This is a genomic window from Hymenobacter psoromatis, assembly GCF_020012125.1.
GTDB classification, from domain to species: Bacteria; Bacteroidota; Bacteroidia; order Cytophagales; family Hymenobacteraceae; genus Hymenobacter; species Hymenobacter psoromatis.
In genome coordinates this window covers 2,465,378-2,491,291 of record NZ_JAIFAG010000001.1, presented here as the reverse complement: position 1 = coordinate 2,491,291, position 25,914 = coordinate 2,465,378, and the positions used below count along the sequence as shown (strand labels likewise).

22 protein-coding genes are annotated in these 25,914 nt (G+C 61.0%); 7 read left to right on the top strand and 15 right to left on the bottom strand.

What is annotated here, in order from left to right; genetic code table 11:
- Positions 1-12 precede the first annotated feature (12 nt).
- From LC531_RS10825 to panB, 3 genes are all read right to left on the bottom strand, one after another.
- Complete coding sequence (locus LC531_RS10825; protein WP_223650306.1) at positions 13-726, bottom strand: RluA family pseudouridine synthase; 714 nt, start codon at positions 724-726, stop codon at positions 13-15.
- 140 nt (positions 727-866) lie between these two features.
- A complete protein-coding gene (creD, locus tag LC531_RS10820; RefSeq protein ID WP_223650305.1) occupies positions 867-2,354 on the bottom strand; it encodes a cell envelope integrity protein CreD in 1,488 nt (495 codons plus the stop codon).
- A gap of 143 nt (positions 2,355-2,497) precedes the next feature.
- Positions 2,498-3,313, bottom strand: a complete 816-nt coding sequence (gene panB, locus LC531_RS10815; RefSeq protein WP_223650304.1) for a 3-methyl-2-oxobutanoate hydroxymethyltransferase — start codon at positions 3,311-3,313, stop codon at positions 2,498-2,500.
- A gap of 159 nt (positions 3,314-3,472) precedes the next feature.
- On the opposite strand from panB, the gene LC531_RS10810 reads away from it, so the two are divergent.
- A complete protein-coding gene (locus tag LC531_RS10810) occupies positions 3,473-4,951 on the top strand; it encodes a TlpA family protein disulfide reductase (protein ID WP_223650303.1) in 1,479 nt (492 codons plus the stop codon).
- 91 nt (positions 4,952-5,042) lie between these two features.
- Here the strand turns inward: LC531_RS10810 and LC531_RS10805 are convergent, their stop codons facing one another.
- From LC531_RS10805 to LC531_RS10780, 6 genes are all read right to left on the bottom strand, one after another.
- The gene (locus LC531_RS10805; protein ID WP_223650302.1) at positions 5,043-6,410 is read right to left on the bottom strand and encodes a lytic transglycosylase domain-containing protein; all 1,368 of its coding nucleotides are present in this window, start codon (positions 6,408-6,410) and stop codon (positions 5,043-5,045) included.
- A gap of 82 nt (positions 6,411-6,492) precedes the next feature.
- On the bottom strand, positions 6,493-9,399 hold the full coding sequence (locus LC531_RS10800) for a TonB-dependent receptor (protein ID WP_223650301.1): 2,907 nt from the start codon (positions 9,397-9,399) through the stop codon (positions 6,493-6,495).
- 162 nt (positions 9,400-9,561) lie between these two features.
- The gene (locus LC531_RS10795) at positions 9,562-10,209 is read right to left on the bottom strand and encodes an O-methyltransferase (RefSeq protein WP_223650300.1); all 648 of its coding nucleotides are present in this window, start codon (positions 10,207-10,209) and stop codon (positions 9,562-9,564) included.
- Positions 10,202-10,675 carry a YDG/SRA domain-containing protein gene (locus tag LC531_RS10790; RefSeq protein WP_223650299.1) on the bottom strand — a complete coding sequence of 158 codons (474 nt, stop codon included), beginning with the start codon at positions 10,673-10,675 and terminating at the stop codon, positions 10,202-10,204. The genes LC531_RS10795 and LC531_RS10790 overlap by 8 nt, the downstream gene beginning before the upstream one ends.
- Before the next feature lie 112 nt (positions 10,676-10,787).
- Positions 10,788-12,023 carry a M16 family metallopeptidase gene (locus LC531_RS10785; protein WP_223650298.1) on the bottom strand — a complete coding sequence of 412 codons (1,236 nt, stop codon included), beginning with the start codon at positions 12,021-12,023 and terminating at the stop codon, positions 10,788-10,790.
- 114 nt (positions 12,024-12,137) lie between these two features.
- Complete coding sequence (locus LC531_RS10780) at positions 12,138-14,780, bottom strand: M1 family aminopeptidase (RefSeq protein WP_223650297.1); 2,643 nt, start codon at positions 14,778-14,780, stop codon at positions 12,138-12,140.
- 34 nt (positions 14,781-14,814) lie between these two features.
- Between LC531_RS10780 and pxpB the strand changes: the two genes are divergently transcribed.
- Genes pxpB through LC531_RS10760 form a run of 4 tightly spaced genes read left to right on the top strand, consistent with a single transcriptional unit; the run spans position 14,815 to position 18,521 of the window.
- On the top strand, positions 14,815-15,534 hold the full coding sequence (pxpB, locus tag LC531_RS10775) for a 5-oxoprolinase subunit PxpB (protein ID WP_223650296.1): 720 nt from the start codon (positions 14,815-14,817) through the stop codon (positions 15,532-15,534).
- Positions 15,531-16,535, top strand: coding sequence for a 5-oxoprolinase subunit C family protein (locus tag LC531_RS10770; RefSeq protein ID WP_223650295.1), 1,005 nt, complete (start codon positions 15,531-15,533; stop codon positions 16,533-16,535). The genes pxpB and LC531_RS10770 overlap by 4 nt, the downstream gene beginning before the upstream one ends.
- Before the next feature lie 7 nt (positions 16,536-16,542).
- Positions 16,543-17,349 (top strand): LamB/YcsF family protein, encoded by an 807-nt coding sequence (locus tag LC531_RS10765; RefSeq protein ID WP_223650294.1) that lies wholly within the window; start codon positions 16,543-16,545, stop codon positions 17,347-17,349.
- Positions 17,346-18,521 carry an NRAMP family divalent metal transporter gene (locus tag LC531_RS10760; RefSeq protein WP_223650293.1) on the top strand — a complete coding sequence of 392 codons (1,176 nt, stop codon included), beginning with the start codon at positions 17,346-17,348 and terminating at the stop codon, positions 18,519-18,521. The genes LC531_RS10765 and LC531_RS10760 overlap by 4 nt, the downstream gene beginning before the upstream one ends.
- On the opposite strand, the gene LC531_RS10755 is transcribed toward LC531_RS10760, so the two are convergent.
- Complete coding sequence (locus LC531_RS10755; protein ID WP_223650292.1) at positions 18,518-19,633, bottom strand: glycosyltransferase family 9 protein; 1,116 nt, start codon at positions 19,631-19,633, stop codon at positions 18,518-18,520. The two genes, LC531_RS10760 and LC531_RS10755, sit on opposite strands and share 4 nt — an antisense overlap.
- A gap of 89 nt (positions 19,634-19,722) precedes the next feature.
- Here LC531_RS10755 and LC531_RS10750 point away from each other — a divergent pair, with 89 nt between their 5' ends.
- Positions 19,723-19,962 carry a DUF433 domain-containing protein gene (locus tag LC531_RS10750; protein WP_223650291.1) on the top strand — a complete coding sequence of 80 codons (240 nt, stop codon included), beginning with the start codon at positions 19,723-19,725 and terminating at the stop codon, positions 19,960-19,962.
- A complete protein-coding gene (locus LC531_RS10745) occupies positions 19,959-20,324 on the top strand; it encodes a DUF5615 family PIN-like protein (RefSeq protein WP_223650290.1) in 366 nt (121 codons plus the stop codon). The genes LC531_RS10750 and LC531_RS10745 overlap by 4 nt, the downstream gene beginning before the upstream one ends.
- Before the next feature lie 62 nt (positions 20,325-20,386).
- Here the strand turns inward: LC531_RS10745 and mdh are convergent, their stop codons facing one another.
- The 5 genes from mdh to LC531_RS10720 all read right to left on the bottom strand — a co-directional run bounded on the left by mdh (position 20,387) and on the right by LC531_RS10720 (position 25,748).
- Positions 20,387-21,325, bottom strand: coding sequence for a malate dehydrogenase (gene mdh, locus LC531_RS10740; protein WP_223650289.1), 939 nt, complete (start codon positions 21,323-21,325; stop codon positions 20,387-20,389).
- A 229-nt stretch (positions 21,326-21,554) separates the two neighbouring features.
- Positions 21,555-24,260 (bottom strand): carboxypeptidase-like regulatory domain-containing protein, encoded by a 2,706-nt coding sequence (locus LC531_RS10735; protein WP_223650288.1) that lies wholly within the window; start codon positions 24,258-24,260, stop codon positions 21,555-21,557.
- Positions 24,241-24,828, bottom strand: a complete 588-nt coding sequence (locus LC531_RS10730; RefSeq protein ID WP_223650287.1) for a GLPGLI family protein — start codon at positions 24,826-24,828, stop codon at positions 24,241-24,243. The genes LC531_RS10735 and LC531_RS10730 overlap by 20 nt, the downstream gene beginning before the upstream one ends.
- Positions 24,829-24,858: 30 nt before the next feature.
- Positions 24,859-25,227, bottom strand: a complete 369-nt coding sequence (locus LC531_RS10725; protein WP_332874882.1) for a transposase family protein — start codon at positions 25,225-25,227, stop codon at positions 24,859-24,861.
- A 41-nt stretch (positions 25,228-25,268) separates the two neighbouring features.
- The gene (locus LC531_RS10720) at positions 25,269-25,748 is read right to left on the bottom strand and encodes a hypothetical protein (RefSeq protein ID WP_223650286.1); all 480 of its coding nucleotides are present in this window, start codon (positions 25,746-25,748) and stop codon (positions 25,269-25,271) included.
- Positions 25,749-25,914 lie beyond the last annotated feature (166 nt).

Sequence of the window (25,914 nt, the reverse complement as noted above, 5' to 3'; positions counted from 1 at the left end):
GGATTACCCGCCTTACTCCTTATAAAAGGCCCGTGCCGCGTCCCAGTGCAGGGCATCGGGAAGGGGAGCCACGAATTTCATGGTCTCTTTCGTGACGGGGTGCTGCAACTCCAGCTGCCGGGCGTGCAGGGCAATGCTGACGTCGGGCAGGGGGTTGAGGAAGCCGTACTTCACGTCGCCCACGATGGGGATGCCCAAGCCAGTTGCCAGCTGCACCCGAATCTGGTGCGGGCGGCCGGTCACGGGGTTCACCTGCACCAGGTAGCGGTTGGCGGCGGGGCCCAGCAACTCGTAGCTCAACTCGGAGCGCTGGCCCTGCGTGTGGCGCTCGGGGTAGGCTTTGGTGACGTTGCGCATGGGGTCTTTCACCAGCCAGTGCACCAGTGCGCCGGCCTCGGGCACGGGGGGCTTGCCGGTGAGCGCCCAGTAGGTTTTGTGCACTTTATTATCCCGAAAAAGCTCGTTGAGCCGGCTCAAAGCCTTGCTGGTTTTGGCCAGAATAACGATGCCCGATACGGGTCGGTCGATGCGATGCACCACGCCCACGAAGGCTTCACCGGGCTTTTTATACTTGAATTTCAAGTACTCGGCGGCTTTGTTGGAGAGCGGCTCGTCGCCGGTTTCGTCGCCCTGCACCAGGATGCCGGCGGGCTTGTTGATGACGAGCAAATGGTTGTCCTCGAACAGAATTTCTTTCTGCTCCGACCAGAGATTGGGGCGATTCACGCGGCGGTAACGACAGGCTTGAAGGGACGGCAAACCGGGCTAGGGGGCCGGGCAATTACGCTGCCGCACAAAACCCCCGCACCACCTTAAAAATCGGCGGTGCCCCGCTGCTGCGTACAAAGGTACGCCGCCCGGCCGGACTAGCTACCCGGCGACGCTTGCTCGACTGCCTCCGTAGCATACCAGTTGATATTGCGCGACAAATACATGACCACCGCCAGCACCACGACCAGCCCGATGCTACCCACCAGCAGGGCGTAATCCTGCAATTGCAGCACCACGAACACGAAGCCGTAGACCAGCGCCAGCACCCCGGCCGTGGCCAGCGTGGGTTGCCGCTGCCGGAAGCTGGCCGCTGCGTAGGCCGTCACCAGCCCCACAATGGTGGCCGCCGCCAGCGCGTAGGCCGCGTTGAAAGGCATCTGCTCGGCCAGCGCTAGCAGCAGCACGTAGAAAATAATTAGCGCCAGCCCCACTAGCAGGTACTGAAACGGGTGAATGCGCCGCCGATTAAGTAATTCTACAAAGAAAAAAACCAGGAACGTGAGCCCCAGTGGCAGCAGGGCGTACTTGGCCGTGCGCATCGTCTTCTGGTACTCATTCACCGGCACCAGCAGCCGCACCCCAAACGTGGAGCCGTCCACGTTGGGCCGCTCGGCGTCGGTGCGCCAGTGCTGCGGGTAGTTGCGGTTGAGGTGAAATACCCGCCAGTCGGCTGCGAATTGCTGCTCGCCCAGCGTGCGGCGCACTGGCAAAAAGGCCCCGATAAAGCTCGGGTCGGCCCAGGGTGCGGTCAGGTGCAGGGTAGTCTGGCGGCCCAGTGGAGCCACTAGCAAACCCGTGCTGCCGTTCAGGTCGAGGTCGAGGGTGAAGCGGTGGGGTAGGGCCAACGCCGCCGCGTCGGGCAGCGGTACCAGGGCACTCAGGCCATTGGCCGTGGCTCCTGGCCCGCCGTCCTCTGGGTCGCTACTGCTCCGCGAGTAGCGCTGGCGCTCTTCTACTACCGTCGCCACCTGCGTGCTTACCGAAGGAGCTGAGCCGGCAGGCAGTACCGCCGCGTCGGGCACGCCCGGCTCGAAGGGGTGCGCCTGCCCGTCCCAACTGAGGGTAAGGCCGTTGCGAATGCCCTTGAGGTCGGATAAGCCCAGCGCCACGAACGCCTCGCCCCAGCGCACGTCGGCGGGGCGCACGCCCAGGTCGGCCAGCGCGGGGGCCCGGAATACGCCCCGCACGCGCAGCCGTGCCCGGTACACCACGGCCTCGTAGATGCCCCGGTGCCGCCGCTCGGGCAGTAATTCTCCGGTGCTGGCCAGCGTGTCGGGTAGCATACACGCATAGTGCGTGCGGCTGGTCGTCACCGACTTACCGTTCTCGGTGGTCGTTTCGGTGGCAGTGTAGGGCAGCACCAGTACCGGCCCCAGCAGCAGCTGCGCCCCGCCCCACTGCGCGCTAATATCGGCGGTAGCCGCGTCGCGGTTGGCCGCCCGCTCGGTTATCAGGCTTTCCACCATGCTGCTCGGAATCAGCAGCAGCCCCAGTAGCAACGCGATGCTCAATAGCTTGAGCGTGACGGACGTGCGCACCCAGGCACCGGCACGTTGGGGCAGAGAGGGGGGTAGTGAACTCATTTTTTACGAAGAACTTTGATTTGCAAAGCGAAGGTAGCAAAAAAAGTTAATTTACCATTAGAACCTTTTTTAGAAAACCTAAAAACATCGCTGCCGAACGTCATGCTCATCTGACGTCCGTGACAGCTTCCCAAACAGTTTCCTTAATACGCCTCCTCGCGGCTCGGAAAATCGCGGCTCTTCACGTCGGCCACGTAGTGCTGCACGGCCTGGGTCATCACGTCGTGCAGCTCGGCGTAGCGGCGCAAAAAGCGTGGCTGAAACTCCTTGGTGATGCCCAGCACGTCGTGCACCACCAGCACCTGGCCATCCACGTCGGGCCCGGCCCCAATGCCAATGACTGGGATGGTTAGCTCCTCGGCCACGCGCTTGGCCAGGGTGGCCGGAATTTTTTCCAGCACCAGCCCGAAGCAGCCAATTTCCTGGAGCAGGTGGGCATCCTCAATCAGCTTCTGCGCCTCGGTTTCTTCCTTGGCCCGCACGTTGTAAGTGCCAAATTTATAGATGCTTTGAGGGGTAAGGCCAAGGTGGCCCATCACCGGGATGCCCGCCGTAAGAATGCGCACGATGCTGTCCTTAATCTCGGCCCCGCCTTCAAGCTTCACGCCGTGGCCGCCGCTCTCCTTCATGATGCGGATGGCCGAGCGCAGCGCCTCGCTGCTGTTGCCCTGGTACGAGCCAAAGGGCATATCGACCACTACGAAAGCCCGCTTCACGGCCCGCACCACGCTCTGGGCGTGGTATATCATCTGGTCGAGGGTGATGGGTAGGGTCGTTTCGTGGCCGGCCATCACGTTGGAGGCCGAGTCGCCGACCAGCAGCACGTCAACCCCCGCGCCGTCCAGAATCTGGGCCATCGAGAAGTCATAGGCCGTGAGCATGGAGATTTTTTCGCCCCGCTGCTTCATCGCCAGCATTTGGTGGGTAGTAACGAGCTTGACTTCTTTGTGCTGCGACATGGGGTAGGGGTGGTAAGGATTGGGGCGTAAAGCTGGCGACAATTTTGGAAATACGCCGCTTGCGGGAACGCTGCGCCCTCCGCAGGCGTAACCTTAGGGCGAAGTGCCTGTTACCTTCGCAGCTTAGTGCTTAGTTACCCCGACCATTAATTCTTGTGAATGAAATCACTAACCCTCTGGATTGCTAGCCTCCTTTTCCTGGCCGGACCCGCCGCGGCGCAAACTACTGCCGAGCTGCGTGGCCACTTACTAAATACTGGAACCGATAAATTATTGCTGCGCTGGTGGGGCCAGCCCCTGGCTACCCACGAGCAGCAGCGGGCCGTGCACATAGAGCCCAATGGGGATTTCGACCTAACCGTGCCGGTGGCCCAGCCTCTGCTGGCTCAGCTGAGCTACGGCGACGAGGAGCTAACCGTGTTCCTGGAGCCCGGCGACGTGCTAATGCTCCACGGAGATGCGCCCAACCTGGCCGGCACGGCCCGATTCGACTCGGGTGATGGAGCCACCCACCGCCCCGCTGCCGCTGCCAATAACTACTTACAAGAGTTTAGCCGGCACTATGGTAATAGTGATGATTACCAGGTGCTTCCCGAAAATATTAAGCTGCTTGAGCGAGGTTTTCTGACCTTTCTGAACTACCGCCGCGACCGCGAGCAGGCCTTGTTGAAACAGGCCGACCGGCGCGGCCACCTGACCTCCGCCTTCCGGGCCTACGCCGAGGCCGACATCGCTTACACCTACGCCGAAGACCGCCTCACCTACGCCGACCTGCGCGAACAAACCGTGGCCGGGCAGCCGCGAATTATGCTCTCGCCCGACTACTTTGATTTTCTGAAGGAGCCCGGCCTGCTGCCTGGTAATGAGGTGGCGATAGCCAGCCCGCACTATCAGGATTTTCTGCTCGACTATGTGCACTACCAGGCGCGCGTTGGGGGTACCCAGCCCAGTGACCCGGCGTATTTTCCGGCGTGCTACCGCCTGGCCGACAACATCTTGCACGCCGAGGCCCGCCCCGTCGTGCTGGGCCGCCTTGTGCTCGAAACCATCCGGCAGGGGCATATCGCCCACGCTCAGGCTCTGCTCACTACCTATGCTGCCTCGGCTCAGGCCCCGGCGAGCTGGGTAGCTCTGCTGCGCACCGACCTGGCCGACCACCAGTCGTTTGCCATCGGCAGCCCCGCCCCCGAAATTTCGCTGCGCCTGGTTAATGGCCGGCCACTGTCGCTGCGGAGCCTGCGGGGTAAGCTCGTCTACCTTATGTTCTGGGACAGCCGCTATCCGGCCGGCCAACGTGAAATCCCCTATTTGAAGGAGCTAACCGCCGCGCTCGTGGGCCAACCCATTGAGATTGTGATGGTGGCCCTGGATGAGAACCTGAGCAGCTGGCAGCAGGGTATCGCCTGTGCAAGCCCATCCCTGGGTGGCATTCAGGTGCACGTGCCGGCCGGTAGCCAGTCGGCCGTGCGCCAAGCCTATAGCGTCGAGCGCCTGCCCAGTGCCATCCTCCTTGCTGAAGATGGCACCCTGCTCGACCTGCACCCCCGTATCCTCAGCAGCCGCCCCCTGCAAGACGACCTAAAAGCCGCCGTGGGCCGCGCTGCCGCCTACCGCGCTGTAGCTCTGAGCGGATTGTAAGGTTAGAGTTAAAAGTTAAGGGCAAAGAGCCAAAAAGGCCCGCCTGATAATTCAGGCGGGCCTTTTTGGCTCTTTGCCCTTAACGCTAAATTTAAAGCCGCGGTACGCGCAGCATCTCTCCGATGTGCAGCAGCGTAACATCGGTGCGCTCGTTTTGGGCAGCCAGGGTAGCCACGGTGCAACCGTAGCGATGAGCAATGCTGTAAAACGTATCGCCGGCCGCCACGGTATAGAGGGCGCTAGCTTCGGCGGCCAGCACTGGCTCGGCGGCGGGCGGGCTAAGGTGTAGCATCTGGCCGGCGCGCAGGCCGGCGTCGGGCGGCAGGTTATTCCAAGCGGCTAGCTCAGCGGGGCGCACGCCTACGCGCCGGGCTAGGCCGTAGAGCGTTTCGCCGGGAGCCACCAAGTAAGGGTGCGTAAAATCGGGCCTGGCCGCGGCTGGGGGGGTAGGGGCTGGCGCTGGGGCCAGCACTACGGGCCGGCTCGGGGGGACTGGGGGGGTAGGGGCGGGCTGGGTACGCGAGCTGGGCAGCGGCTGCACGGGCGGCTCTGGTACCTCCGGGGGCAGGCTATTGACAGTTGCCAATGCCTTGTCTGGGTCTTCGGGCGTAGGGGAGGGGGTAGGGCGCGCCGCGACCACCGGCGGCGCGGCAGCCAGGGGCACCAAAATGGTGTAGGCGTGGCCGTCTTCGGGTATTTCGCGGGCTAGTAGCCAAGGGTTTAGCTGAGCCACGGTGCTGGGGTCAACGGCCAGAGCGGCGGCTTGCTGAGCCAGCGTTTGGCCGGCGGTGGCGGGCACCTCACGCCAGGGCACGAAGGGCACCGTTTGCTGCGCGCAGGCCGGCTCAAACACCACCTTCTGCGCCACAAAATCGAGCAGGTACTGATTGGTGCGGCTCGTGAAGCGCATATCGTGGGCCTCGGCATCGTCGGGTCGGGTGTAGGCGCGCACGCCGCCCAGGCCGGTGTAGTAGCTCAGTAGCGCGTTGGTCCAGTTGTGCAGGGTCGCGTTGTTGCGGGTGAGGTAGCGGGCGGCGGCGCGGGTGCTGGCCGTGAGGTGGCGGCGCTCGTCGATGCTGCCGTTCACGGTCAGGCCCAGGCTGAGGGCAGTTTCGCGCTTGAGCTGCCAGTAGCCTACGGCCCCGTGGGGGCTCTCGGCGTTGCCCTGCAAGGCGCTTTCCTGCAAGGCCAGGTAGCGAAAGTCGGTCGGCACGCCTTCTTCAGCCAATACCTTGTCAATGAGCGGAAACGCGGCCTCGGCCAGCGCCACGCGGGCATCCAGCGAAGATTGGTGGCGGCACAGGCTGTTCACCTTGGCCTGCACCAGCTGGCGGGCATCGTCGTCGAGCGTCAGGCGCAGGCCCACCAGGTCGAGGGTGGCGGGCACAGTGGGCGGAGCCGCGGCCAGCGCCGAGCGGCTGGCCAGCCCCAGCAATAAAGCCGGGAATAGTCTTTTCATAACGATGTGCCAGTCAGTGTTTCACCCTGCTTACAGCGGGCAAGTTAGGCAAAAAAAGCGGGGTAAGAATTTTGAGCCACTACTAGCCGCCGGGTGGGCCCCCGAAGCCGCCGCCCCCCGGCCTACCCCCGCCGGGCGAGCCATCGAAGCCGCCGCGCCCGCGCCGCCCGCCGCCCGGTCCTCCTTCGGGCGCGGTGGGTAGGGCCGTCATGTTGGCCGAACGAATGTTATAAGTAAACATCAGCATAAGGTATTGTTGCAGGACGGTCGTTTGCACGTCTTCGTAATACGCCACGCTTACGTTGCGCTGAATGGCGCGGTTCTGCTTCAGGATATCAAAGGCGTAGAGCTTGATTTCGCCGCGCTGGCCGGGAAAGAGCTTCTTACCGAGCGAGGCATTCCAGAGCACGTAATTCTGGTTGTAAGCGGCGCTCAGGCCCCGGTAGAGCTGGTGCGCCACGTCGGTCTGAAATGAAATGCCCGGCCCCACTATCCAGCTGAATTTCAAACGGGTAAGCTGGTTGAAATACGCATTATTGAGCTGCTTGCTGAGCGTGTTGCGCACGTAGCTCTGGGTCGAGTTAGAGGAAAGCGTAAAGTCTACCTGCGGGCTGATGTTGCTGCTCAGCGTGAGGCCGCCGGTCAGGGCCGGGGTACGGGCGTAGTTGAGCGCGTTGTTTACCAGACCGGGGTTTTGGCTAAGCGTGGCCCCCAGCGACACGTTGATATTCGATTTGATAACCGTGAGCGGCCGGCCGTAATTAGCCAGCGCGCGCAGCGTGTACTGCTGCTGCAGGTTAGTAGACTGCGTAAGCTGGCCGCCGGCCGGCAGGCGCACGGCGCGGTCGGTGCCGGTGGGCACCACCGAGGTATCGCGGATGGCCACCAGCGTGCGGTTCGAGATAGGATTCTGGGTGTAGCTGCCCGAAAGCAACGCGAAAAAATTACTATTCTTATCGGCCCGTGCGGCTGTGTAGCGGGCCACTAGGTTGTGGGCGTATTCTTGGCGCAGCGCCGGGTTGCCGATGGTTAGCTGCAAGGGATTGGAGTTGTTTACCACGGCCTGCAACTGATTGATGCTCGGTGCATTGGTACTGGTGCGGTAGAAGAGCCGCAAGTTGTGCGAGCGGTCGGCCCGCCACGTTAGGTTAGCCTGCGGCAGCACGTTCCAGAAGGTATAATCTACCGGGCCAGGCCTCGGGAAAGTCTGGTCGCCTTGCAGCCGCGCTACCTGCGCGCTGGCCCCCACCGAAGCTTGCAGCTTGCGCGTATTGTAGCGGTAGCTCAGCCCGCCGCCCTGGGTTAAGTAGTAGTTATTGAATACGTTACTCAATACTGTGTCGAGGCGCGAGTACTGCTGGTCGCCGGTGTTGAAGTCGTAGGTGCGCTTGTCCGAGTTATTGGGCGCGTAGCTCAGCGCGTAGTTGGCTTGCAACTGCGCGTGCTGGCCCACCGGCTCGGTATAGGCCAGGTTACCGGCCAGGGTGCTGCCGTGCTGCGTCAGCAGCGACTGCTGATTGAGGTTGGTACCCGCGCCACCGTTACTGGTCGTGTTCAGCAGCGAAGTACCATTGCGCGAATTATACGCGCCATTGAGGCTCAGCGAGAGCGTGCGGCCGGCGCGGCGGCCCACTTTGCGGCGCAGCAGCAAGTCGCCGGCCGGGTTAGCGCCTTGGTTATTCGAGCCGTACAGCGTATTAATCTGGCTTTGCGTCACGCCTTCGCGGGCCGTGACGCCGGTCAGCGTCTGGTTGGCATCGTTCTGCTGCCACGACAGCCGGGGCCGGAACAGTACCGACGTCATCGAGTCAATCTTCTGGTCGAAGCGCACGTTCGCCCGGTGGTTGGTATTGGTGCTGCCCGACAGCGAGTTGGCGCGGTACGTCGTGTTGCTCTGGCCGGGCAGCACATATTGACGCAAGGTATTGGTATTAAGCGTATTAGTAGAATGATTAAAAAAGTAGCTACCCGTCAGCTCGGTTTTTTTATTCCACGAGTTCGAGTAGTTCACCCCCGCCGCCGTGGTCTTGCTGATGCCCCCGTTCTGGCTCACCAGAAAGTCGCTGGGGCTGGAGCCCGCGCCGCCGCCCCCGCCGCCCCTACCCCCCCCGCCGGGGGCCGAGTTGCCGATGACACCCAATAAGTCATCAGTGCCAAAATTTTGCTCGTTCACGTTGTTGCTCTGGGCTAGCACCGTGGTACGCCGGTCGTTGTGGAAGTCGTTGAGGTTCAGGCTAGCGCGGTAGCGATTGGTGCCCGCGCCCACCACCGCCCGCCCAAACTGCCCGTTGCGAAACGAGGGCTTGGTAATGATGTTCAGCGTCTTCTGGGTGTTGCCGTCGTTGAAACCCGAAAAGCGGCTCTGCTCGCTCTGCTGGTCGAAAATCTCCACCCGGTCGATGGCGTCGGCGGGCAGGTTTTTGAGCACCGCGTCGGGGTCGGTGCCAAAAAAAGGCTTGCCATCTACCAGTACCTGCTGCACGGCCTCGCCTTGGGCCTGGGTCTTGCCCGTGGCATCCACCGAGATGCCCGGCATCTTGGTAATGAGGTCGCCGGCCGTGGCATCAGGGTTGGTTTTGAAGGCTTTCGCGTTGAGGCTGGTCGTGTCGCCACGCTGCACCACCGCCACTTCCTGGCCGGTCACGACCACCGTTTTCAGGGTCACGCCGCCGGCTTGCAGCGCCACCGGGGGTAGCACTACGGGCGCGCCGCCGGCCGCCACGGTTACTGGCTGGCGCTGGTCCTGGTAGCCCACGTAGGACGCCACGAACAGGTAGCGGCCGGGGGCCACGTTATCCAGCTGAAAGCCGCCATCGGGCCCCACTGCCGTGCCCGTGCGCACCGAGTCGGGCAGGTGCACGAGCACCGCGTTGGCCCCGATGAGCGGGCTCTGGTCCTTGCCATCGAGCACCTTACCCCGCACAATGCTTTGGGCAAAGGCGTTGAAGGTCAGTAGGTAGGATGAGAGTGCGAAGAGTAGAAAACGCATAGGGGAGGGGTAGGAGTTGAGCCGTTTGTCATTGCGAGCGCAACGAAGTGGAGCGCAGCAATCTTTCCTAATCGTTGGATTAGTGAACCGCGTTATGCGAACGACCAGGAAAGATTGCCGCGCTTCACTTCGTTGCGCTCGCAATGACAAACCACCTCATTTTTAAACTATCCGTCGCAGCAGCAGCAAGCCGTCGCGCACGGGCAGCAGCAGGGGCACCACGCGCGGGTCGCGTTGCACTTGCTCATTAAAGGCACGCACGGCCCTAGTATCGTGGTCGTTGGCTTTAAGCGGGTAGGTGGGTAGGGCCTTGCCGCCCCACAGCACATTGTCTACGATAACCAGGCCGCCGGGCCGCACCTGATTGATTACCAGCTCAAAGTACCGTGCATTACTGATTTTATCCGCATCAATAAAGACTAAGTCCCAGGTTTCGCCGACCAACCCGGCCAAACTATCGGCCGCGTCGCCGAGGTGCAGCGTCACGCGCTCGGCTAGGCCCGCCGCCGCCACGTAGCGCCGGATGCGGCTCGCCCGCTCGGGGTTAATTTCGATTGTGTGCAGGTGCCCGTCCGGGGCCATTCCTTCGGCTAAACACAGCGTGGCGTAGCCCGTAAACGTGCCGATTTCCAGCACCTTACGCGGCCGAATGAGGTGCGTAAGCATACTCAGTAGCCGCCCCTGCCAGTGCCCGGTGGCCATGCGCGGCATCAGCAGCTGCAAGTGCGTTTCGCGCCAAAGCTGGTGCAGCAGTGGCGGCTCCGCTTCAGAGTGGGCTTCGGCATAGGCCTGGATTTGGTCGTCAGTCATAAGAAAGGGGGGTAGGGGCCGCCGGCCACGGCTCCAGCCGAAAGCGGTACACCCGAAAGCCCGACTTGCCCGGCCCGTACTCGTGCGTCCCCACGCGCCACAGCCCCTCGTAGCGAAACTGCCACGGCGCGGGAGCCACCTCGATACGCCGGTATACGCGCACCGGCCGGCCGGTTTCCTGGCTGCGCAGCAAACCCTGGTTGCGCGCATCGAGCTGCTGGTCAGCTACCTGGTGGCCGGTTTTGGCGTCGCGCCCGCCGTGGCCGGCGTACCAGAAGTAGTCGTCGTGGATTTCGTCGTCCTCGTACTGGTCGGCCAGAATAATGCTTTCGGCCCCGTGCGCGGCCGTGGCGCACACGCCCGCCCGCCGCGGCCGGTGCTGCCCCAGCAGAGATAATTCCAGCCGCGAGTGAAACAAGTCGCCCGCCTGGGCCGAGCCTACGTGGCCGAAGGGGGGTAGGGGCATAGAAGGTAGCGCGAACTTTCCAGTTCGAGCGCGAGCGAAGCGAGCAGGCAGAATCGAACGACTTCGAGTGCGAGCTGCTCGCTTCGCTCGCGCTCGAACTGGAAAGTTCGCGCTACTTCTCCGGCACGTAGCGCAGCACGCTCAGATTTTCCTCCGTCAGCACCTCATTCGCCAATTCGCGCAGCTCGGCGGCCGTGACGCGCTCGATTTTGCCGAAAATCTCGCTTAGCGGCTCCACGCGGCCCAGGTCCAGCGTGCTTTTGCCCAGCAGCTGCATCAGGCCCGAATTGCTCTCCTCGCTCATAGCGAGCTGGCCCATGAGCTGGTTTTTGGCCACGTGCAGCTGGCTGGTGGTCAGCTCTTTGTCGCGTAGTAGCTTCAACTCCTTCTGTACCAGGCCCAGTGTGCGGTTCAGCTGCTTGGCCTCGGTGCCGAAGTAAATGCCGAACAAACCCGTGTCGGTGTAGGGCGAATACGAGCTGTCAATAGTATACACTAAGCCGTATTTCTCGCGCACGGCCAGGTTAAGGCGCGAGTTCATGCCGGGGCCGCCCAGGATGTTGTTGAGCATGAAAAACGGCACCCGCCGCTCGTCGGTGAGGGGGTAGGCGGGGCCGCCCACCAGGCAGTGCGCCTGCGAAATGGGCCGCGCCTCGGTGCGGTCCTGGCGCACGTAGCCGCTGAATGGCCGGCGGGCGTGTGGCCCCAATCGGGGGGGTAGGGGCGCCAGAAACCGGTCGGCCAGCCGCTTCACTTCCTTAAATGGCAGGTTGCTGACCGAGCTGAATACCAGCCGGTCGGTGCGCACGTTTTCACCGTAGAAAGCGTGGAAATCAGCCGTTTGGAAGCTGCTTACGCTCTCGCGGGTGCCTAGGATATTGACGCCCAGCGGGTGCTCGCCAAAAATCACCGCGTCAAAGTCGTCCACTATGGCATCTTCCGGCGCGTCCTGGTACATGCTCATCTCTTCCAGAATCACGCCGCGCTCTTTTTCAACCTCTTTCTCAGGGAATATCGAGTTGAAAGTCAAATCAGTAAGCAGCTCGAACGCGCGCTCAAAGTGCGTACTCAGTAGCGTGGCGTAGAAGCAGATTTTCTCCTTGGTGGTGTAGGCGTTCAGCTCGCCGCCCACGGTTTCGAGGCGATTCAGAATGTGAAACGACTTGCGCTTGTGCGTGCCCTTAAAGGCCATGTGCTCCCAAAAATGGGCCAGCCCCTGCTGGTGCGCCTGCTCATCGCGCGAGCCCACATCGAGCAAAAAGCCGCAATGTGCGATTTTAGTATGCGGTACCTCCTTGTGCAGCAGGCGAATACCATTGGGGTACTCGAATTGGTGATAATCAGTCATGGAAAGGATAAACCATCGAAAGGCACAAAGGTCGCGCCCGTAGCGTGGACTCTGCGAGTCCGCGCGTGGTAGCACTAAACAACATTACGCACGCGTGGACTCGCAGCGTCCACGCTACCGCACCAGCTTCTCGGCCCGAAATAAGTCGTCGGCCGCTTGCAGCAGCTTGGCGCGCAGCTGCGGGTTGTAGCCGGAGGTAGGGTGCGCCGCCAGAAAGTCGCGCACGACCCGCGCCGCGGCCGGCGACTGGTACGCGCCGAGCGTACCCTGTAACCACGCGCCCGGAAAAAAGATGTCGCCCGTCTGCTGAATCTCACTCAGTAAATTCAGACTCTCAGGTAAATATTTTTCCGACGTGGCCTGCCGCAGCGGGTGGTGCAGGTAGCCGAGCGCGGCCGTGACCCAGGCTTCCTTCTCGCGGTTTTTTTCGTCTTTTAGCGAAGCAAAAAACTGGTCGCGCACCGCCACGTCGGGCGAGAGGGCGGGCATTAGAAACTCCAGTCGTTGCCGCCGGTCGGGGTTTTTGATGCGGGCAAGCTGCTGGGGTAGAATGGGTTGCGGCGCGGGGTAGTCGCGCACGGCCAGCACTAGGGCTAGGCTGGTGTAATCGTCCTCGGTTAGCTTCACCAGGCCGGACGCTTTTTGCGCAAGCCAGATTTCATAGAGGCGCTTTTGCGCTCCGGGCGTGAGCGCGATGTTTTGGTACGCCTTGAAATACAGCTTTTGCTCGCCGGGGCGCGGCTGGGCCTGCATGGCTTTCCAAAGAGCTTGTTCCACGGTCGGGGCCAGGGCCCGGCGCTCGGCGGGGGGTAGAAACTTCCAGAAAATATCGCTCAGCTGTCCGGTCAGCAGCTTGATATTGAGGTCGTTGGTTTCGTGGGCGGTTTGGGCGAGGTAGCGGTCTAGCAGCGGGCGGGGGGCCAGGCCGCGGCCGTTCAGCATGTTCTCGTAGAGGGCGATGTAGGTGCTGGCACGGGCCACCGGGTCCGTTAGCGCGGCCAAGTTATCGGCCACGGCCGGGGCCACCGGAAACACGCCGTAGCCGAGGCCCTGGGAATTGAGCAGCACGGAAGCGGGCGCGCCGGCTGGCAGCGGCAGCCGCACTTCGCGCTGATTCATATTCACGGTCAGTTCCTTAGCGCCGGTGGGGTAGGCGAGCCGCACCTCAAACTGCTGCGGCCAGAGGCGGTCCGAGCCATCCTCGGCGCGCTGCCGGATGACGAGTTGCGCGGGCTGGCCGGCGGGCGTTTCCACGGCGTAGTCGAATACCGGGCGGCCGGGCTGGTTCACCCACACCTGGTTCCAGGCCACGAGGTCGGCGGGCGTGTGGGCGTCGAGAATCGTGATGAGGTCGGGCCAGGTGGCGTTGCCGTGGGCGTACTTTTTGAGGTATTCCCGCACGCCGTCCTGGAAGGGTTGCTCGCCCATTAGCCGCTCCAATTGCCGCATCATAATGGGCGCTTTGTGGTAGATGATACCGCCGTAGAGCGAGCCCGCATCCTGCAAGTTATCAAGAGGTTGGCGAATGGGATTGGCCCCGGCGGTGCGGTCCACGGCGTAGGCGGCGGGGTAGTGGTCGGTGAGGAATTTGAGCAGCTGTAGTTGCTGAACTGGAAGCTGATAACCAAGTTTTCTGCCCAGCCAATAATTTTCTTCAGGGTCAATGAATCGTGGTTTTTCTTCTGGAATCATCTTATCGGCCATAAAATTGGCGAAGACCTCCTTCATCCACACGTCGTTGAACCACTGCATCGTCACGAGGTCGCCGAACCACATGTGGGCCGTTTCGTGGCCGATGAGGTTCTGGCGGGCCAGCAGCTGGTCCTGGGTCGCGCCCTCATCCAAAAACAAGCTAGATGCCTTGTAATCAATGTTTCCCACGTGCTCCATGCCGCCGTACTGAAAGTCGGGGATAGCCGTGAAGTCGAACTTCTGGAAGGGGTAGGGCAGGCCGGTATAGTTTTCCATAAACACCAGCGCCGCCCCGTGCAGCTGGAAAATAACCGGCACGCTGAGCCGGATTTTGGTCGAGTCCGTCTCGCGGTGCAGCAAATTCATTTCCCTACCCCCCACCGTGCGGCGAACCGGCGTAAACCTGCCCGCCGCAAACGAAAACAAGTAGGTGCTGATAGAATCGGAGGGTAGGAAATGGTAAGTTGTTTGCCCTGCCGTGCGCAGCGAGTCGTGCAGCGCGCCATTGGCCACCGCCTGCCACGCCGCCGGCACGGTGAGCGACAGCGTAATGGTCGCCTTCAGATTGGGCTGGTCGAACACCGGCACCACCGTGCGGGCGCGGTCGGGTACGAGCAGCGTGTAGAGGTAATCGGGATTGCGGTTCAGGGATAAGTCGCCGGCAGTCAGGCCAATGTGCACTACGTTGTGACCTGCCCGCAGCGCGGCGGCGGGCAGCACCAAGTGCTCCTGGCGGTAGTCGGGGGCGGCGGGCTGGCCATTGATGGTGAGGCTGCGCAACTGGCTGGCCTGGCCCTTAAAATCGAGCTGCACCGGGTGGCGGTTGCCGCGCAGCTCGAAGCTGACGACTTCCTCAGCGCGCACCGGCGCGGCTTGGTCGGCGGGCACCGTCAGGCTTAGGTCGTAAGCCACCCGGCTGATGGTTTGCTGGCGAAAATCGGCTAGCTCGCGGCTCACGCCGGGTACCACGGGCGGGGCGGCCGTGGTGGGATAGGCGGCGCGCTGGCAGGCGGCGGCCAGCAGCAAGCCGCCGAAGGCGGCGCAGGTGCGGAAGGAAAAAGGCATGGAAAAGGCGAAAGTATGCGCAATTTCGCCCGCCATGCGCATCCCTACCCCCCTCGTCCGCTGCTACCCCCTCGGCGACGCGGCCGTGACGCTGGAGCTGGGCCAACGCATTGACCCCGCCATGCACCGGCTCATTCAGGCGCTGGCCAAGTTGCTCGACCAAAACCCGCCGCCCGGTCTGCGCGAGTATGTGCCCGCCTTCACGACCCTCACCGTGTATTACGACTCGTGGGAGTTGAGCCAAAACGCTGAAATTTCGCCTTATGAGCAAGTAGCCAGCTACTTGCAAAGCCTGTTGCCCGCCGCCCAGGTCCTCGCGGCCGACTACGCGCCCGGCCCGCTGGTGGAGATTCAGGTGTGCTACGGCGGCGACTTTGGCCCCGACCTGGCGGCCGTGGCTCAACACAACGGGCTGAGCGAAGCGGCGGTAATTGAGCTGCATTCGGCGGCCGAATACCTGGTGTACATGCTGGGCTTCGCGCCGGGTTTTCCCTACCTCGGCGGGCTCGATGCGCGGCTAGCCACCCCGCGCCGGGCCGTGCCCCGGCCGCTGGTGCCGGCCGGCGCGGTGGGCATTGCGGGCGCGCAAACGGGCATTTACTCGCTGCCCACGCCGGGCGGCTGGCAGCTCATCGGCCGCACGCCGCGCCGGCTGTTCGCGGCCGGCCGCACCCCGCCCAGCCTGCTGCAAGCCGGCGACCGTCTGCGCTTTGTGCCGATTTCTGAAACTGATTTTAAGAAGATGGAGGCATGAGCATCAGGGTCTTGTCGCCCGGCCTGCTGACTACCGTGCAGGACCTGGGCCGCTTCGGCTACCAAAAAGTCGGCGTTGTGCGCGGTGGTGCGCTCGATGCGGAAGCGCTGCGTACGGCCAATTTATTGGTGGGAAATCCTGAAAATTACGCGGGCCTCGAACTCACTTTGCGCGGCCCTACCCTGCATTTTGAGGCCGATGCGCTGCTGGCTCTCACCGGGGCCAACCTGGCGGCAAGTATCGGCGGGCAGGCGGTGCCGCATGGGCGGCCGGTGGCGGTGCGGGCCGGTGCGACGCTGGCTTTCAGAGCCGGCCCGGTGCCTGGTCGGGCATGGCTGGCGGTGGCCGGCGGCGTGGCCGTGCCGCCGGTGCTGGGTAGCCGCAGCACTTATTTGCGCGCCGCTTTGGGTGGAATGGGGGGTAGGGCGCTGCGAGCCGGTGACGTGCTGCCGGTGGGCGAGTGGCCGGCCACCAGCCGCCGATTATTCGCCCAATTAGCCCCGGCAAAAGCCGTTGGCTGGGCTGCCGCGCTCTGGCATATCGCGCCGGTTCCTACCCCCCGTCTGGGGGCGGAAGTGATGTTGCGGGCGCTAGCCGGCCCCGAATATGAGCAATTCGCGCCGGCCAGCCAGCAGGCTCTTTGGGCAGAAACCTTCACCGTCACCACTGAGGCCGACCGCATGGGCTGCCGCCTCCGCGGGCCGGCGCTGGCCCGCCTGGATACGGCCGAGCTGCTGTCGAGCGCCGTGACGGCTGGCACGGTGCAGGTGCCGGGCGGTGGCCAGCCCCTGCTGCTGCTGGCCGACTGCCAGACCACCGGCGGCTATCCGCGCCCGGGGCAGGTCATTTCGGCCGATGTGGGCCGGCTGGCGCAGGCGCTGCCGGGCGCGCAGCTGCGTTTCCAGCAAGTGGCGCTGGCCCAGGCGCAGGCCCTGTATCTTGCGCAGGAAGAGCGGCTGCGGGTCTTGGCGCGGGCCGTTTACCTGAAATCTCTGCTCTGAACCTGCCGTGGACCCTGCCCTGAACCTTGCCCTACGTACTGCCGCTACCGTTGACCTGAACTGCGACTTGGGCGAGAGCTTCGGGGCCTGGACCCTGGGCCAGGATGCCGAGATTATGCCGCTCATCACCTCCGCCAATGTGGCCTGCGGCTTCCACGCCGGCGACCCCGGCGTGATGCGCCAGACCGTGCGCCTGGCCCTGCGGCAGGGGGTAGCAATTGGCGCGCACCCCGGCCTGCCCGATTTAGTAGGCTTCGGCCGCCGCAACATGGACATTTCGCCCGATGAGGCGTTTGAGATGACCGTGTACCAGCTCGGTGCGCTGGCCGCCGTGGTGCGCGCCGAGGGCGGCCGCCTGCACCACCTCAAGCCCCACGGCGCGTTCTATAACATGGCCGCTACCAACGCCCGGCTGGCCGAAAGCATCGCCGAAGCCATTTATAAAGTGCAGCCTGAATTAACACTCTACGGTCTGGCCGGCTCCGAACTGACCAAAGCCGGCGAGAAAATCGGCCTCACCACCGCCCACGAAGTCTTCGCCGACCGCACCTACCAGGCCAACGGCACCCTCACGCCCCGCCGCCAGCCCGATGCCCTGATTACCGACGCGTCCACGGCTATAAGCCAGGTAATCAAGATGATAACCGAAGGAAAAGTGCGGGCGCAGTCGGGTGAGGAAGTTGCCATTCGGGCCGATACGGTGTGCCTGCACGGCGACGGCGCGCACGCGCTCGACTTTGCCCGGCAGCTGCGCGCCGCCCTGGCCGCCGCTACTATCGCGGTTAGCGCCCCGCGCCCTACCCCCGCCCGATGAGCCCGCGCCGTACCGACTGGGGCGTGCTGCTGGGCGCGGCTTTCCTGATGGCGACCTCGGCCGTCGGTCCCGGCTTTCTTACCCAAACCACCGTTTTCACGCAGCAGCTCGGGGCCAGTTTCGGCTTTGTTATTCTGGTGTCGATTCTGATTGATTTGGTGGTGCAGCTCAACGTCTGGCGCATCATGGTGGTGGCCGAGCGCCGGGCCCCCGACCTCGCCAACGCGGTGCTGCCGGGCCTGGGTAGCCTCGTGGCGGGGCTGGTGGCGCTGGGCGGCCTGGCCTTCAATATCGGCAACGTGGCCGGCGCGGCGCTCGGTTTGAACGTGCTATTCGGCCTGTCGCTGCCGCTGGGCGCGCTGCTCACGGCGGGGCTGGCCATCGTCATTTTTATGGTAAAAGAAGCCGGCCGGGCAATGGACCGTACCACCCAGGCGCTGGGCGCGCTACTGCTGTTAGTCATTGTGTACGTGGCCGTTACTTCGCACCCACCCGTGGGCGAGGCGCTGCGCCGCACGGTCGCGCCCACGCATATTGACCTGCTGGCCATCATCACGCTGGTGGGCGGCACGGTAGGCGGCTACATCACGTTCGCCGGCGGCCACCGCCTGCTCGATGCCGGGGTGCGCGGGCCGGCCGCCGTGCCGCAGGCCACGGGCAGCGCCGTGCTGGGCATTTCGGTGGCGTCGGTTATCCGGGTGCTGCTGTTTTTGGCCGCGCTGGGCGTCGTGAGCCAGGGGCTACTTATTGATAAAGCCAACCCGCCGGCCTCGGTATTCCGGCTGGCGGCCGGGCCGCTGGGCTACAAATTATTTGGAGTCGTGCTATTCGCGGCGGCCATTACGTCGATTATCGGCTCGGCCTACACGTCAGTGTCGTTTTTGAAATCGCTGGGTCCAATTATTGGTCGGCACGAGCGGCTGGTCACGCTCGCCTTCATTCTGGTTTCCACGCTGATTTTCATCACCATCGGTAAGCCGATTCGCCTGTTGGTGCTGGCCGGCACGCTCAACGGCTTCATCCTGCCGCTCACGCTGGGCCCCCTGCTGGTAGCAGCCTACCGGCCCGCCATCGTGGGTAACTATCGGCATCCGTGGTGGCTGACCGCGCTGGGGGGGGTAGTGGTGCTGGGCTTGGCCTGGCTGAGCGTGGCGGTGTTGATGGGTAATTAAGAACCCGAAACCCGAAACTTCAACGCCTCCTCCAGCACCGCCAGCAGCTGCAGGGTTTCGATTTCCAGCGCGCAGCGAAAGTGCCCCAGTGGGCAGCGCGCGTGCCCGTGCAGCCCGCACGGCCGGCAGGCCAGCGGCCCCGGATGCTCCACCACCCGCGAAAATGTGCTCAGCGGCCCAAACCCGAACCGTGGCACCGTGGAGCAGAAAATGGCGCACACCGGCGCATCTACCGCCGAGCACAAATGCAGCGGAGCCGAGTCGTTGACGTAGTTCAGCACCGCCCCGCGCATCAGCGCGGCCGAAGCCAGCAATGATAATTTGCCCGCCAGATTCACCAAACCCGGCCGCCCCGCCACCCGTGCCAACCGCTCGCAGGCGGCCGCGTCGGGCGGCCCGCCGAGCAGGTACACCAGCAAATGGGGGGGTAGGGCGGCCAGTAATTCCAGCCACTTTTCCTCGGGATACTGCTTGGTAAACCACACCGAAGTAGGCGCGATACATACGTATTGCCCCACGGCCGCGTAGGGCGCGGCAGCGGCCTCATCGGCGGTGGTAGGGTAGAGGCGAGGTTTTGAATTAAAAATTAAAAATGAGGGATTAAAAATTGCGTTTTCAGAATCAGTGTCAATTAATTCCCTGACGTAATTCCCTGGTTCATTTTTACTCTTTAATTTATCATTTTTAATTAAATTTAAATTCCGTTCCACCTCGTGCGTGCCGTCGCCGATAACGTGCGGTACGCGGCGCGTAAAAAATCGACTAAATGGATTCTCCGCGAACCCTACCCGCTCCATCGCGCCCGAAAACGCCGTGAGAAAACCCGTGCTGGCGAAGCGCTGCAACGTGACGACACGCTGATATTTCTCCCGTCGAATTTGCCGCAGCAAGCGCAGCAGGTTCGGGTATTTTTTATCCTTTTTATCCCAAATCAGCACCCGCCGAATGTGCGGGTTGCCGGCCAGTAAACCTTCATTGCCGCGCCGCACCAGCACATCGAGCGGCGCGCCGGGCTCGTGGGCGGCCAGGTACTCAACCAGCGCCGTGGCTAGGATAACGTCGCCGATAAAGGCGGTCTGGATGAGTAAGGTAGCGGGTCGGGGGGTAGGCATAGCGTAGGTTCCAAAGGTAGACGTGGGCAGTAAAAATGCCGACGCAGAACGGACTGGCTTTTACGGTGCCATAGTCGTAAATTCGTTTTATGAACTACCTCACGCGCATAACTATCAACCCCGAAATTTGTCACGGCAAGCCCATTGTGCGTGGAATGCGCTGGCCGGTGGTCGTGCTGCTTGATTTATTGGCTTCGGGAATGACCAACGAAGAAATTCTGAAAGAACACCCGGAGTTGGAGCGCGAGGATATATTAGCCGTGCTGCAATACGCGGGCTTGCTGGCCAGTGGGCGGCCATTGAGCGAAGTGCTGGCTAATCCCCAATGAAAGTGCTCTGCGACGTGCATTTATCGGTGCGGCTTACCAAGTTTCTGAATGCACGAGGCGTGAGTGCGACTCATGCCAACGTCCTACCCCGTAAATCAGAAAGTACTGACGCGGAAATAAGCGCCTATGCTGACCAGAACGACTACGTAATTTTTACGAAGAATGAGGATTTTCGCAACAGCTATTTACTGCGGCGTAGCCCTCGAAAATTAGTGCATATCCGCACGGGCAATGGCTTGCGCGACAAGGAGTTGCTGAAGATTATTGGGCGGCATATGGAAGAGTTAAAGCAATTGGACAACTGCGCCAGCTTCTACCTGGAAATAAATGCGGAACAGCTAACAGTTATTATGGCCTCTTGACACTAAAAAGGTCCTGCTGAAACACTCAGCAGGACCTTTTTATGTTTTTAAACGCCAGCTGCTTACGCTGCCGCACTCATTTTATCCAGCGCGTCCATTACCTCCTTCACGTGGCCGCGCGAGGTTTCGAGCATTGCTTTTTCCTCGTCATTCAGCTGAAGCTCAATCACGCGCTCCACGCCGTTTTTGCCCAGGATAACCGGGGCTCCGAGGTACACGCCGTTGATGCCGTACTCGCCTTGCAGCTCCAGGCACACCGGAAACACGCGGCGCTGGTCACGCACGATGGCTTCCACCATTTGGGCGGCCGCCGCGCCGGGCGCGTACCAGGCCGAAGTGCCCATAAGCTTCACCAGCTCGCCGCCGCCCGACTTGGTGCGCTCGATAATGGCGTTCAGCTTCTCTTTATCAATGAGTTCGGTCACCGGAATGCCGCCCACGGTGGTGTAGCGGGGTAGGGGCACCATCGTGTCGCCGTGGCCACCCATGAGCACCGCCTGAATGTCCTTGGGGCTCACGTTCAGCGCTTCGGCCAGAAAGGCGCGGTAGCGGGCCGTGTCCAGGATGCCGGCCATGCCGAATACCTTTTCGCGGGGCAGCTTGGCGGTGAGGTGGGCCTGATAAGTCATCACGTCGAGCGGGTTGCTCACGATGATGATAATAGCGTTGGGCGAGTGCTTCACCACCTGCTCGGTCACCGATTTCACGATGCCGGCGTTGGTCGAAATCAGGTCGTCGCGGCTCATGCCGGGCTTGCGGGGCAGGCCCGAGGTGATGACGACCACCTCCGAGCCGGCGGTGCGGGCGTAGTCGTTGGTTACGCCCACCGTGCGGGTGTCGTAGCCGATGATGGGGGCTTTCTGCCAGATATCGAGGGCTTTGCCTTCGGCGAAGCCTTCCTTGATGTCAACCAAAATGACTTCGTTGGCAATTTCACGGGTGGCGAGTACGTCGGCGCAAGTAGCGCCCACGTTGCCCGCCCCAACTACGGTAACTTTCATAGGACTAGCGTGAGGGTAAGAGGAAAAGTGCCAGCAAATCTGGCCCGGTAAAAGTACGGCCAGCGGCGCATTATGGGTTACTCAGGATTCGCACGAAAGCCGTTTGTCATTGCGAGCAAAGCGAAGCAATTTTTCCTGGTCGTTCGCATCGCTAGGTTTGCTACCCCTGACGGGAGGAAATATTGCTTCGCTGCGCTCGCAATGACAAACGGTTTAAATAGCTCCCAACTCACAATGACAGCCGCATTACCGCCAGCACCTGCGCCGGCCGCAACTGGTAGGTATTCTGTACTAAGGAGAACTGATTGACGAAGCCGTATTGGTACTGCCGGGTATCGAAAATATTATTCCAGCGCACTTCCAGGTCGATTTTGCGGGCCGTGGGCAAGGTGTAGCGGTAGGTGAGGTCAGCAAAAAAGGCCCGCACCGGGGCGGCCGGCCCCCGGCTGGCGTAGTAGTCGGCGGCGGCCGTGAGGGCGTGGCGGCCCACCGGAAACACGCTCACGCTGGCGTGGTGGTCTTGCAGCACGGCCAGCGGGGGGGTAGGGCCGCCGTCCACAGTGCTACGCAACGCCGTGAAGCTGGCGCTGTAATCCAGGCTGCCCCAGTCGAAGGCCGAGCAGCTGGCCTTGAACGTGGCCGTGCCCGTGCGGCTGGTAGTGCGGGCCAGCGTGCCATTCAGCACCTGCGGCTGGCGGCTGAGGCTGCCCGTCAGGTTCAGGCTGAAATTGGTTTTCCAGGGGCTGCTGAACTTGCTCACGCCGCCAAATGCCGAGTGGCTCACGCGGCGGCTGTCCTGGTCCAGCGCCACCGTAGTAAGCGCGCCGCTGCTGTCTACCTGGTTGCTGTACAAGCGGTTGGTCAAGGTCGAATTCAACGAATAATTGGCATTGAAAAACAACGACTTGAGCGGATTTTTGAAATAAATGCCCGCGTGGTAATTCTGCCCAATGCTGCGCGGCAGCGGCGCGTCGTTGCGCTGCAAGGTGCGGTAGTCGCGTAGCAGGTAGGCGTAGTTGAACTGCGAAATATCGCCGAAACCATTATTCAGCCCTACCCCCCCCGAAGCGTACCAGAGTGCCCCCAGGTCGCGGCGCAGGTTCAGGCGCGGCGCGGCCACCAGCACCCGCGAGCGCTGCCCGGCCTCGAAGCCAGGGTCACTAGCCCGAAAATCGTAGTAGCTAATGGGTGCGTCGAGGCTCGCATTCCAGGTGTCGGCCTTGTAGCTGAGGCCGGGCTGGGCGTAGTAGCGGCCCCGCGCCCAGTGCAGGTCGTTGCGCAGGGGCAGGGGGGTAGGCGGCGGCTCCGGCGCGGTCGTCAGGTTTGAGGTCAGGCGCTGGATTTCCTCTGAGAAGCCCACCGTGCCCGAATACGCCCAGTGGCCCCGGCTGGCGGTCAGGCCCAGCGAATTACTCGTGAAAAACGACCCCTGCCGCACCTGCTGCCGGGCCGTGTCGGTGGCCGCGCCGCCCGTGAGCGCCGCCGCGAACACGCCCGGACTCACCGCCAGCCGCTGCGGCGAGTTGGTGTAAAACACCAGCGACGACACCTGCAAAATCTTCCCCCCGCGCAACGGCCGCACCAGCCCCAGCCGGTTCGTAACCCCGAAAAACGGGTTGCGCGCCGCCTGCGCGACGCGCGTCTGCGCCTCCTCCCGGTAGATGTCACCGGTCTGCGCATCCCAGCGCCCTTCCAGGCTCAGCGTATTCTTGAGGTAGTAGTCTTTAACGTTTTTGATGTAGGCCAAATCGGTTTGCAGGGTGTTGAAGCGCAGCCGGTCGGTTTTGGCTTCGGTCAGGGCCACCGTGCGGCCGTCGGGCAGGTAGTAGGCGGTGCGGGTGCTGCCGCGCCGCGTTTGCTCGTCGTGCAAATACGAGGCGTTCACCCGCAGCTGCTGCTCCTTGCTGATGGTCACTAAGTGGTTGGCGCTCAGCAGCTGCACTTTATTGAAGAGGTAGCGGTTGGCGGCCACCGGCGGCTGGCCCAGGCCCTGAATGTGGGTGAGGTCGGGCTTCTGGTTGCTACTCTCGCTCTGCTGCTGCAAGTCGGCCAGGGTCAGGGGCTTCAGCTCGGCGGCCACGTCCTGGCCGGTGTTGTTGCTCTGGTAGGTGTCAATGAGCTGCTGCCGGGGCGTGTAGAGCATCGGCGACACGTTGGCGTTCCAGAGCGCCGATGCGGGCGACGGCACCAGGCCCGCGCCCAGCCGCGCCTGCCCGGTGGCGGTTACTTTCTTCTTGAGCTGGAGATTCAAGGCCGCGTTGTCGGGGTGAATCAACTTGTCGAGCGCCCGGATGGGCTGGTGGTTCTCGAGCACCTGCACGCTCTGCACGGCGTCGGCGGGCAGGTTGTCGCTGGCCAGGTTGTAGCGGCCTTCCAGCAAATCCTGCCCGTTGATGTAAAACTTGCTGATGGGCCGCCCCTCGTAGCTGATTTGCCCGTCGCTCGCCACCTCAATGCCCGGCATTTTCTTAAGCACGTCGGCAATCACCCGGTCCTGCTTATTGGCAAAGGCAGCCACCTGGTAGCTGAGCGTGTCGTGGCTGCGCGTGATGGGCGCGCCCTGCACCACCACTTCCTTGAGCACGGTGGCCTGCTCACGCATAGTCAGCGCCACCGACTGGCTGCAGTTGGCCAGGCGCACGAGCTGCTCGGCGTAGCCCAGGGCGCGGGCCGAGAGGCGCAGCGAGTCGCTGGCCGGGGTGGGGGGTAGGGTGAGGGTAAAGCCGCCATCGGCCCCCGAAATCACGAAGGCCGAAGCCGGCGGCGGCGTCTTGGTCTCGACCTCAATCAGAATGCCTTCCAGTGGCTGGCCGGCGGCGTTGCGGGCGGTGCCGGTGAGGATGGTTTGGGCGTGGGTGGTTTCACAGCTAGCTAGTGCAAGCAGTAGAAGTAGATAAGGAAGAAAATCAAATCGATTACGGTTTTTTGTAATCAAGTTCAATGGGATTATTGCGATGCTTTAATTTTTCTCGATAAGATTTGACAAGGCCATCTTCATCATTAAACCTGGCCATTCCACTAGCTACGGCTTTACCAAAAAAATTTTCTTGATAATCATAGTAGCTGCGGTAATACTCAAGTTTGGATACAAATTTACCAGGCTGTTTATAGAATATTGCATTTCCAGGAAATACTATATGATAACTTTCATCGGGTTGATACACGCGAGTTAGCTCAAATTTGTAGCTGTCCGTTGCATCACTGATTGAAACTATTAATCCTGGTAAACCTCCAAATACGTAGGGACCATTGCTAATTGGAAGCTGGCGAGTAAACCAAGCAGTATATTTTCTGCCTCCAAATTTCGTGAATGCCTTTTGACATTTATAGTCATTCACACTCGCAGTGTCTGAAGATATATGCCAATTAACGGGATAATTATTCTCTTTGTAATAATACAAAACTTTATCAATCATTCCATAATAAAAACAATTATGTAATTTTAAGTTTTTTATAATTACACCTTTCAAATTATATTTAGGTAAGTTTGTTACAGCGTTCATTCCTTCACTAAAATTGCTATTATCTGTAAATCAATAAGTTGACTGATTATGTTTAAAATAGGCTAATTCAGCGCATAAGGCAAAGGCTTCGGCTAGCTTCTCTTTTTTTCGCATTCTATTTTCTATTCGTAGAATAAAAAACGCTTTTAATTGGGCAATAACATTTTCTACGACTACCCGCAGATGAGCCAGGATTTGGTTTGCCGTTCGTTCAAAAGGAGAAAGTATTTGATTTTTTCGAGCTTTAAACGGAATAAATACAAATTTACAATCACTGAATTTTTTAATTCCTACGAAGCCCGCATCTACGTGAAGTCGATACTTTTTTAAGTTAATCTCAGCAAAAATTTCTTTATAAATGGTGAAATCGTGCGTGCGGCCACTATACATCTTACTCACCCATAGTAAGCGTCGGTCAAGGGTACAGACAAGGAGCCATTTTACGGTGTGAAATTTTTTTTACCGCCGTAGTATTCTCGTTGAATATCTTGATTGCTAGCTCGTTCAATTGGCACTTCGGTTACGTCAAGTACTAAATCAGTTATGCCTGCAAACTGCTGGTCGAATTCTTCCTGATTCTTAAACAACTGCTGCTTATCTATCCCCTGCGCGTTTAGCGCTGCCTTCAAACAAGGTTTTAGACGTTCTAAACAAACACTAGCCGCGAAATCTGAAAAGCCAAAATACATGCCTATGTTTTGTAGAGTGGGATAGGCTTTAAAGTAATGCAGAATAAAAAATAGAGCTTCGCGCTTGTCCGTTAAAACGGGTTTTGGTTGATTCGGATAAAGAGACTCGTTTTTAGGTTCGTAATAAGGAGCAAAGACGCGATAAAGGGCTTCAAAAGCCAACTTACTTAATCCTGTCGCTGCCTTGTATTGCCGGTCAGTCCGGGCGTTTTGATAAATACTGGATGCCATTAAATAATAACCTGGAAAATTTACATAAAGTTCTGACTAACACTTAATAGCAAATCTACTTAAGGCAGGAGTATTGAAGCCGACATTCGCGTACTTAGTTATTAGTGAGTCACCTTTATAACGAACCGAGCTTCTAAATTCTGATGAGCTGTCTGAAATGGCTAGT

Bases quoted from the DNA above. Each gene is read 5' to 3' on its own strand.
- mdh (WP_223650289.1), bottom strand. From the start codon at position 21,325: ATGAAAGTTACCGTAGTTGGGGCGGGCAACGTGGGCGCTACTTGCGCC.
- LC531_RS10780 (WP_223650297.1), bottom strand. From the start codon at position 14,780: ATGCCTTTTTCCTTCCGCACCTGCGCCGCCTTCGGCGGCTTGCTGCTG.
- LC531_RS10760 (WP_223650293.1), top strand. From the start codon at position 17,346: ATGAGCCCGCGCCGTACCGACTGGGGCGTGCTGCTGGGCGCGGCTTTC.
- LC531_RS10750 (WP_223650291.1), top strand. From the start codon at position 19,723: ATGAACTACCTCACGCGCATAACTATCAACCCCGAAATTTGTCACGGC.
- LC531_RS10730 (WP_223650287.1), bottom strand. From the start codon at position 24,828: ATGAACGCTGTAACAAACTTACCTAAATATAATTTGAAAGGTGTAATT.
- LC531_RS10805 (WP_223650302.1), bottom strand. From the start codon at position 6,410: ATGAAAAGACTATTCCCGGCTTTATTGCTGGGGCTGGCCAGCCGCTCG.
- LC531_RS10770 (WP_223650295.1), top strand. From the start codon at position 15,531: ATGAGCATCAGGGTCTTGTCGCCCGGCCTGCTGACTACCGTGCAGGAC.
- LC531_RS10800 (WP_223650301.1), bottom strand. From the start codon at position 9,399: ATGCGTTTTCTACTCTTCGCACTCTCATCCTACCTACTGACCTTCAAC.
- pxpB (WP_223650296.1), top strand. From the start codon at position 14,815: ATGCGCATCCCTACCCCCCTCGTCCGCTGCTACCCCCTCGGCGACGCG.
- LC531_RS10785 (WP_223650298.1), bottom strand. From the start codon at position 12,023: ATGACTGATTATCACCAATTCGAGTACCCCAATGGTATTCGCCTGCTG.
- LC531_RS10745 (WP_223650290.1), top strand. From the start codon at position 19,959: ATGAAAGTGCTCTGCGACGTGCATTTATCGGTGCGGCTTACCAAGTTT.
- creD (WP_223650305.1), bottom strand. From the start codon at position 2,354: ATGAGTTCACTACCCCCCTCTCTGCCCCAACGTGCCGGTGCCTGGGTG.
- LC531_RS10795 (WP_223650300.1), bottom strand. From the start codon at position 10,209: ATGACTGACGACCAAATCCAGGCCTATGCCGAAGCCCACTCTGAAGCG.
- LC531_RS10720 (WP_223650286.1), bottom strand. From the start codon at position 25,748: ATGGCATCCAGTATTTATCAAAACGCCCGGACTGACCGGCAATACAAG.
- LC531_RS10755 (WP_223650292.1), bottom strand. From the start codon at position 19,633: ATGCCTACCCCCCGACCCGCTACCTTACTCATCCAGACCGCCTTTATC.
- panB (WP_223650304.1), bottom strand. From the start codon at position 3,313: ATGTCGCAGCACAAAGAAGTCAAGCTCGTTACTACCCACCAAATGCTG.
- LC531_RS10810 (WP_223650303.1), top strand. From the start codon at position 3,473: ATGAAATCACTAACCCTCTGGATTGCTAGCCTCCTTTTCCTGGCCGGA.
- LC531_RS10790 (WP_223650299.1), bottom strand. From the start codon at position 10,675: ATGCCCCTACCCCCCTTCGGCCACGTAGGCTCGGCCCAGGCGGGCGAC.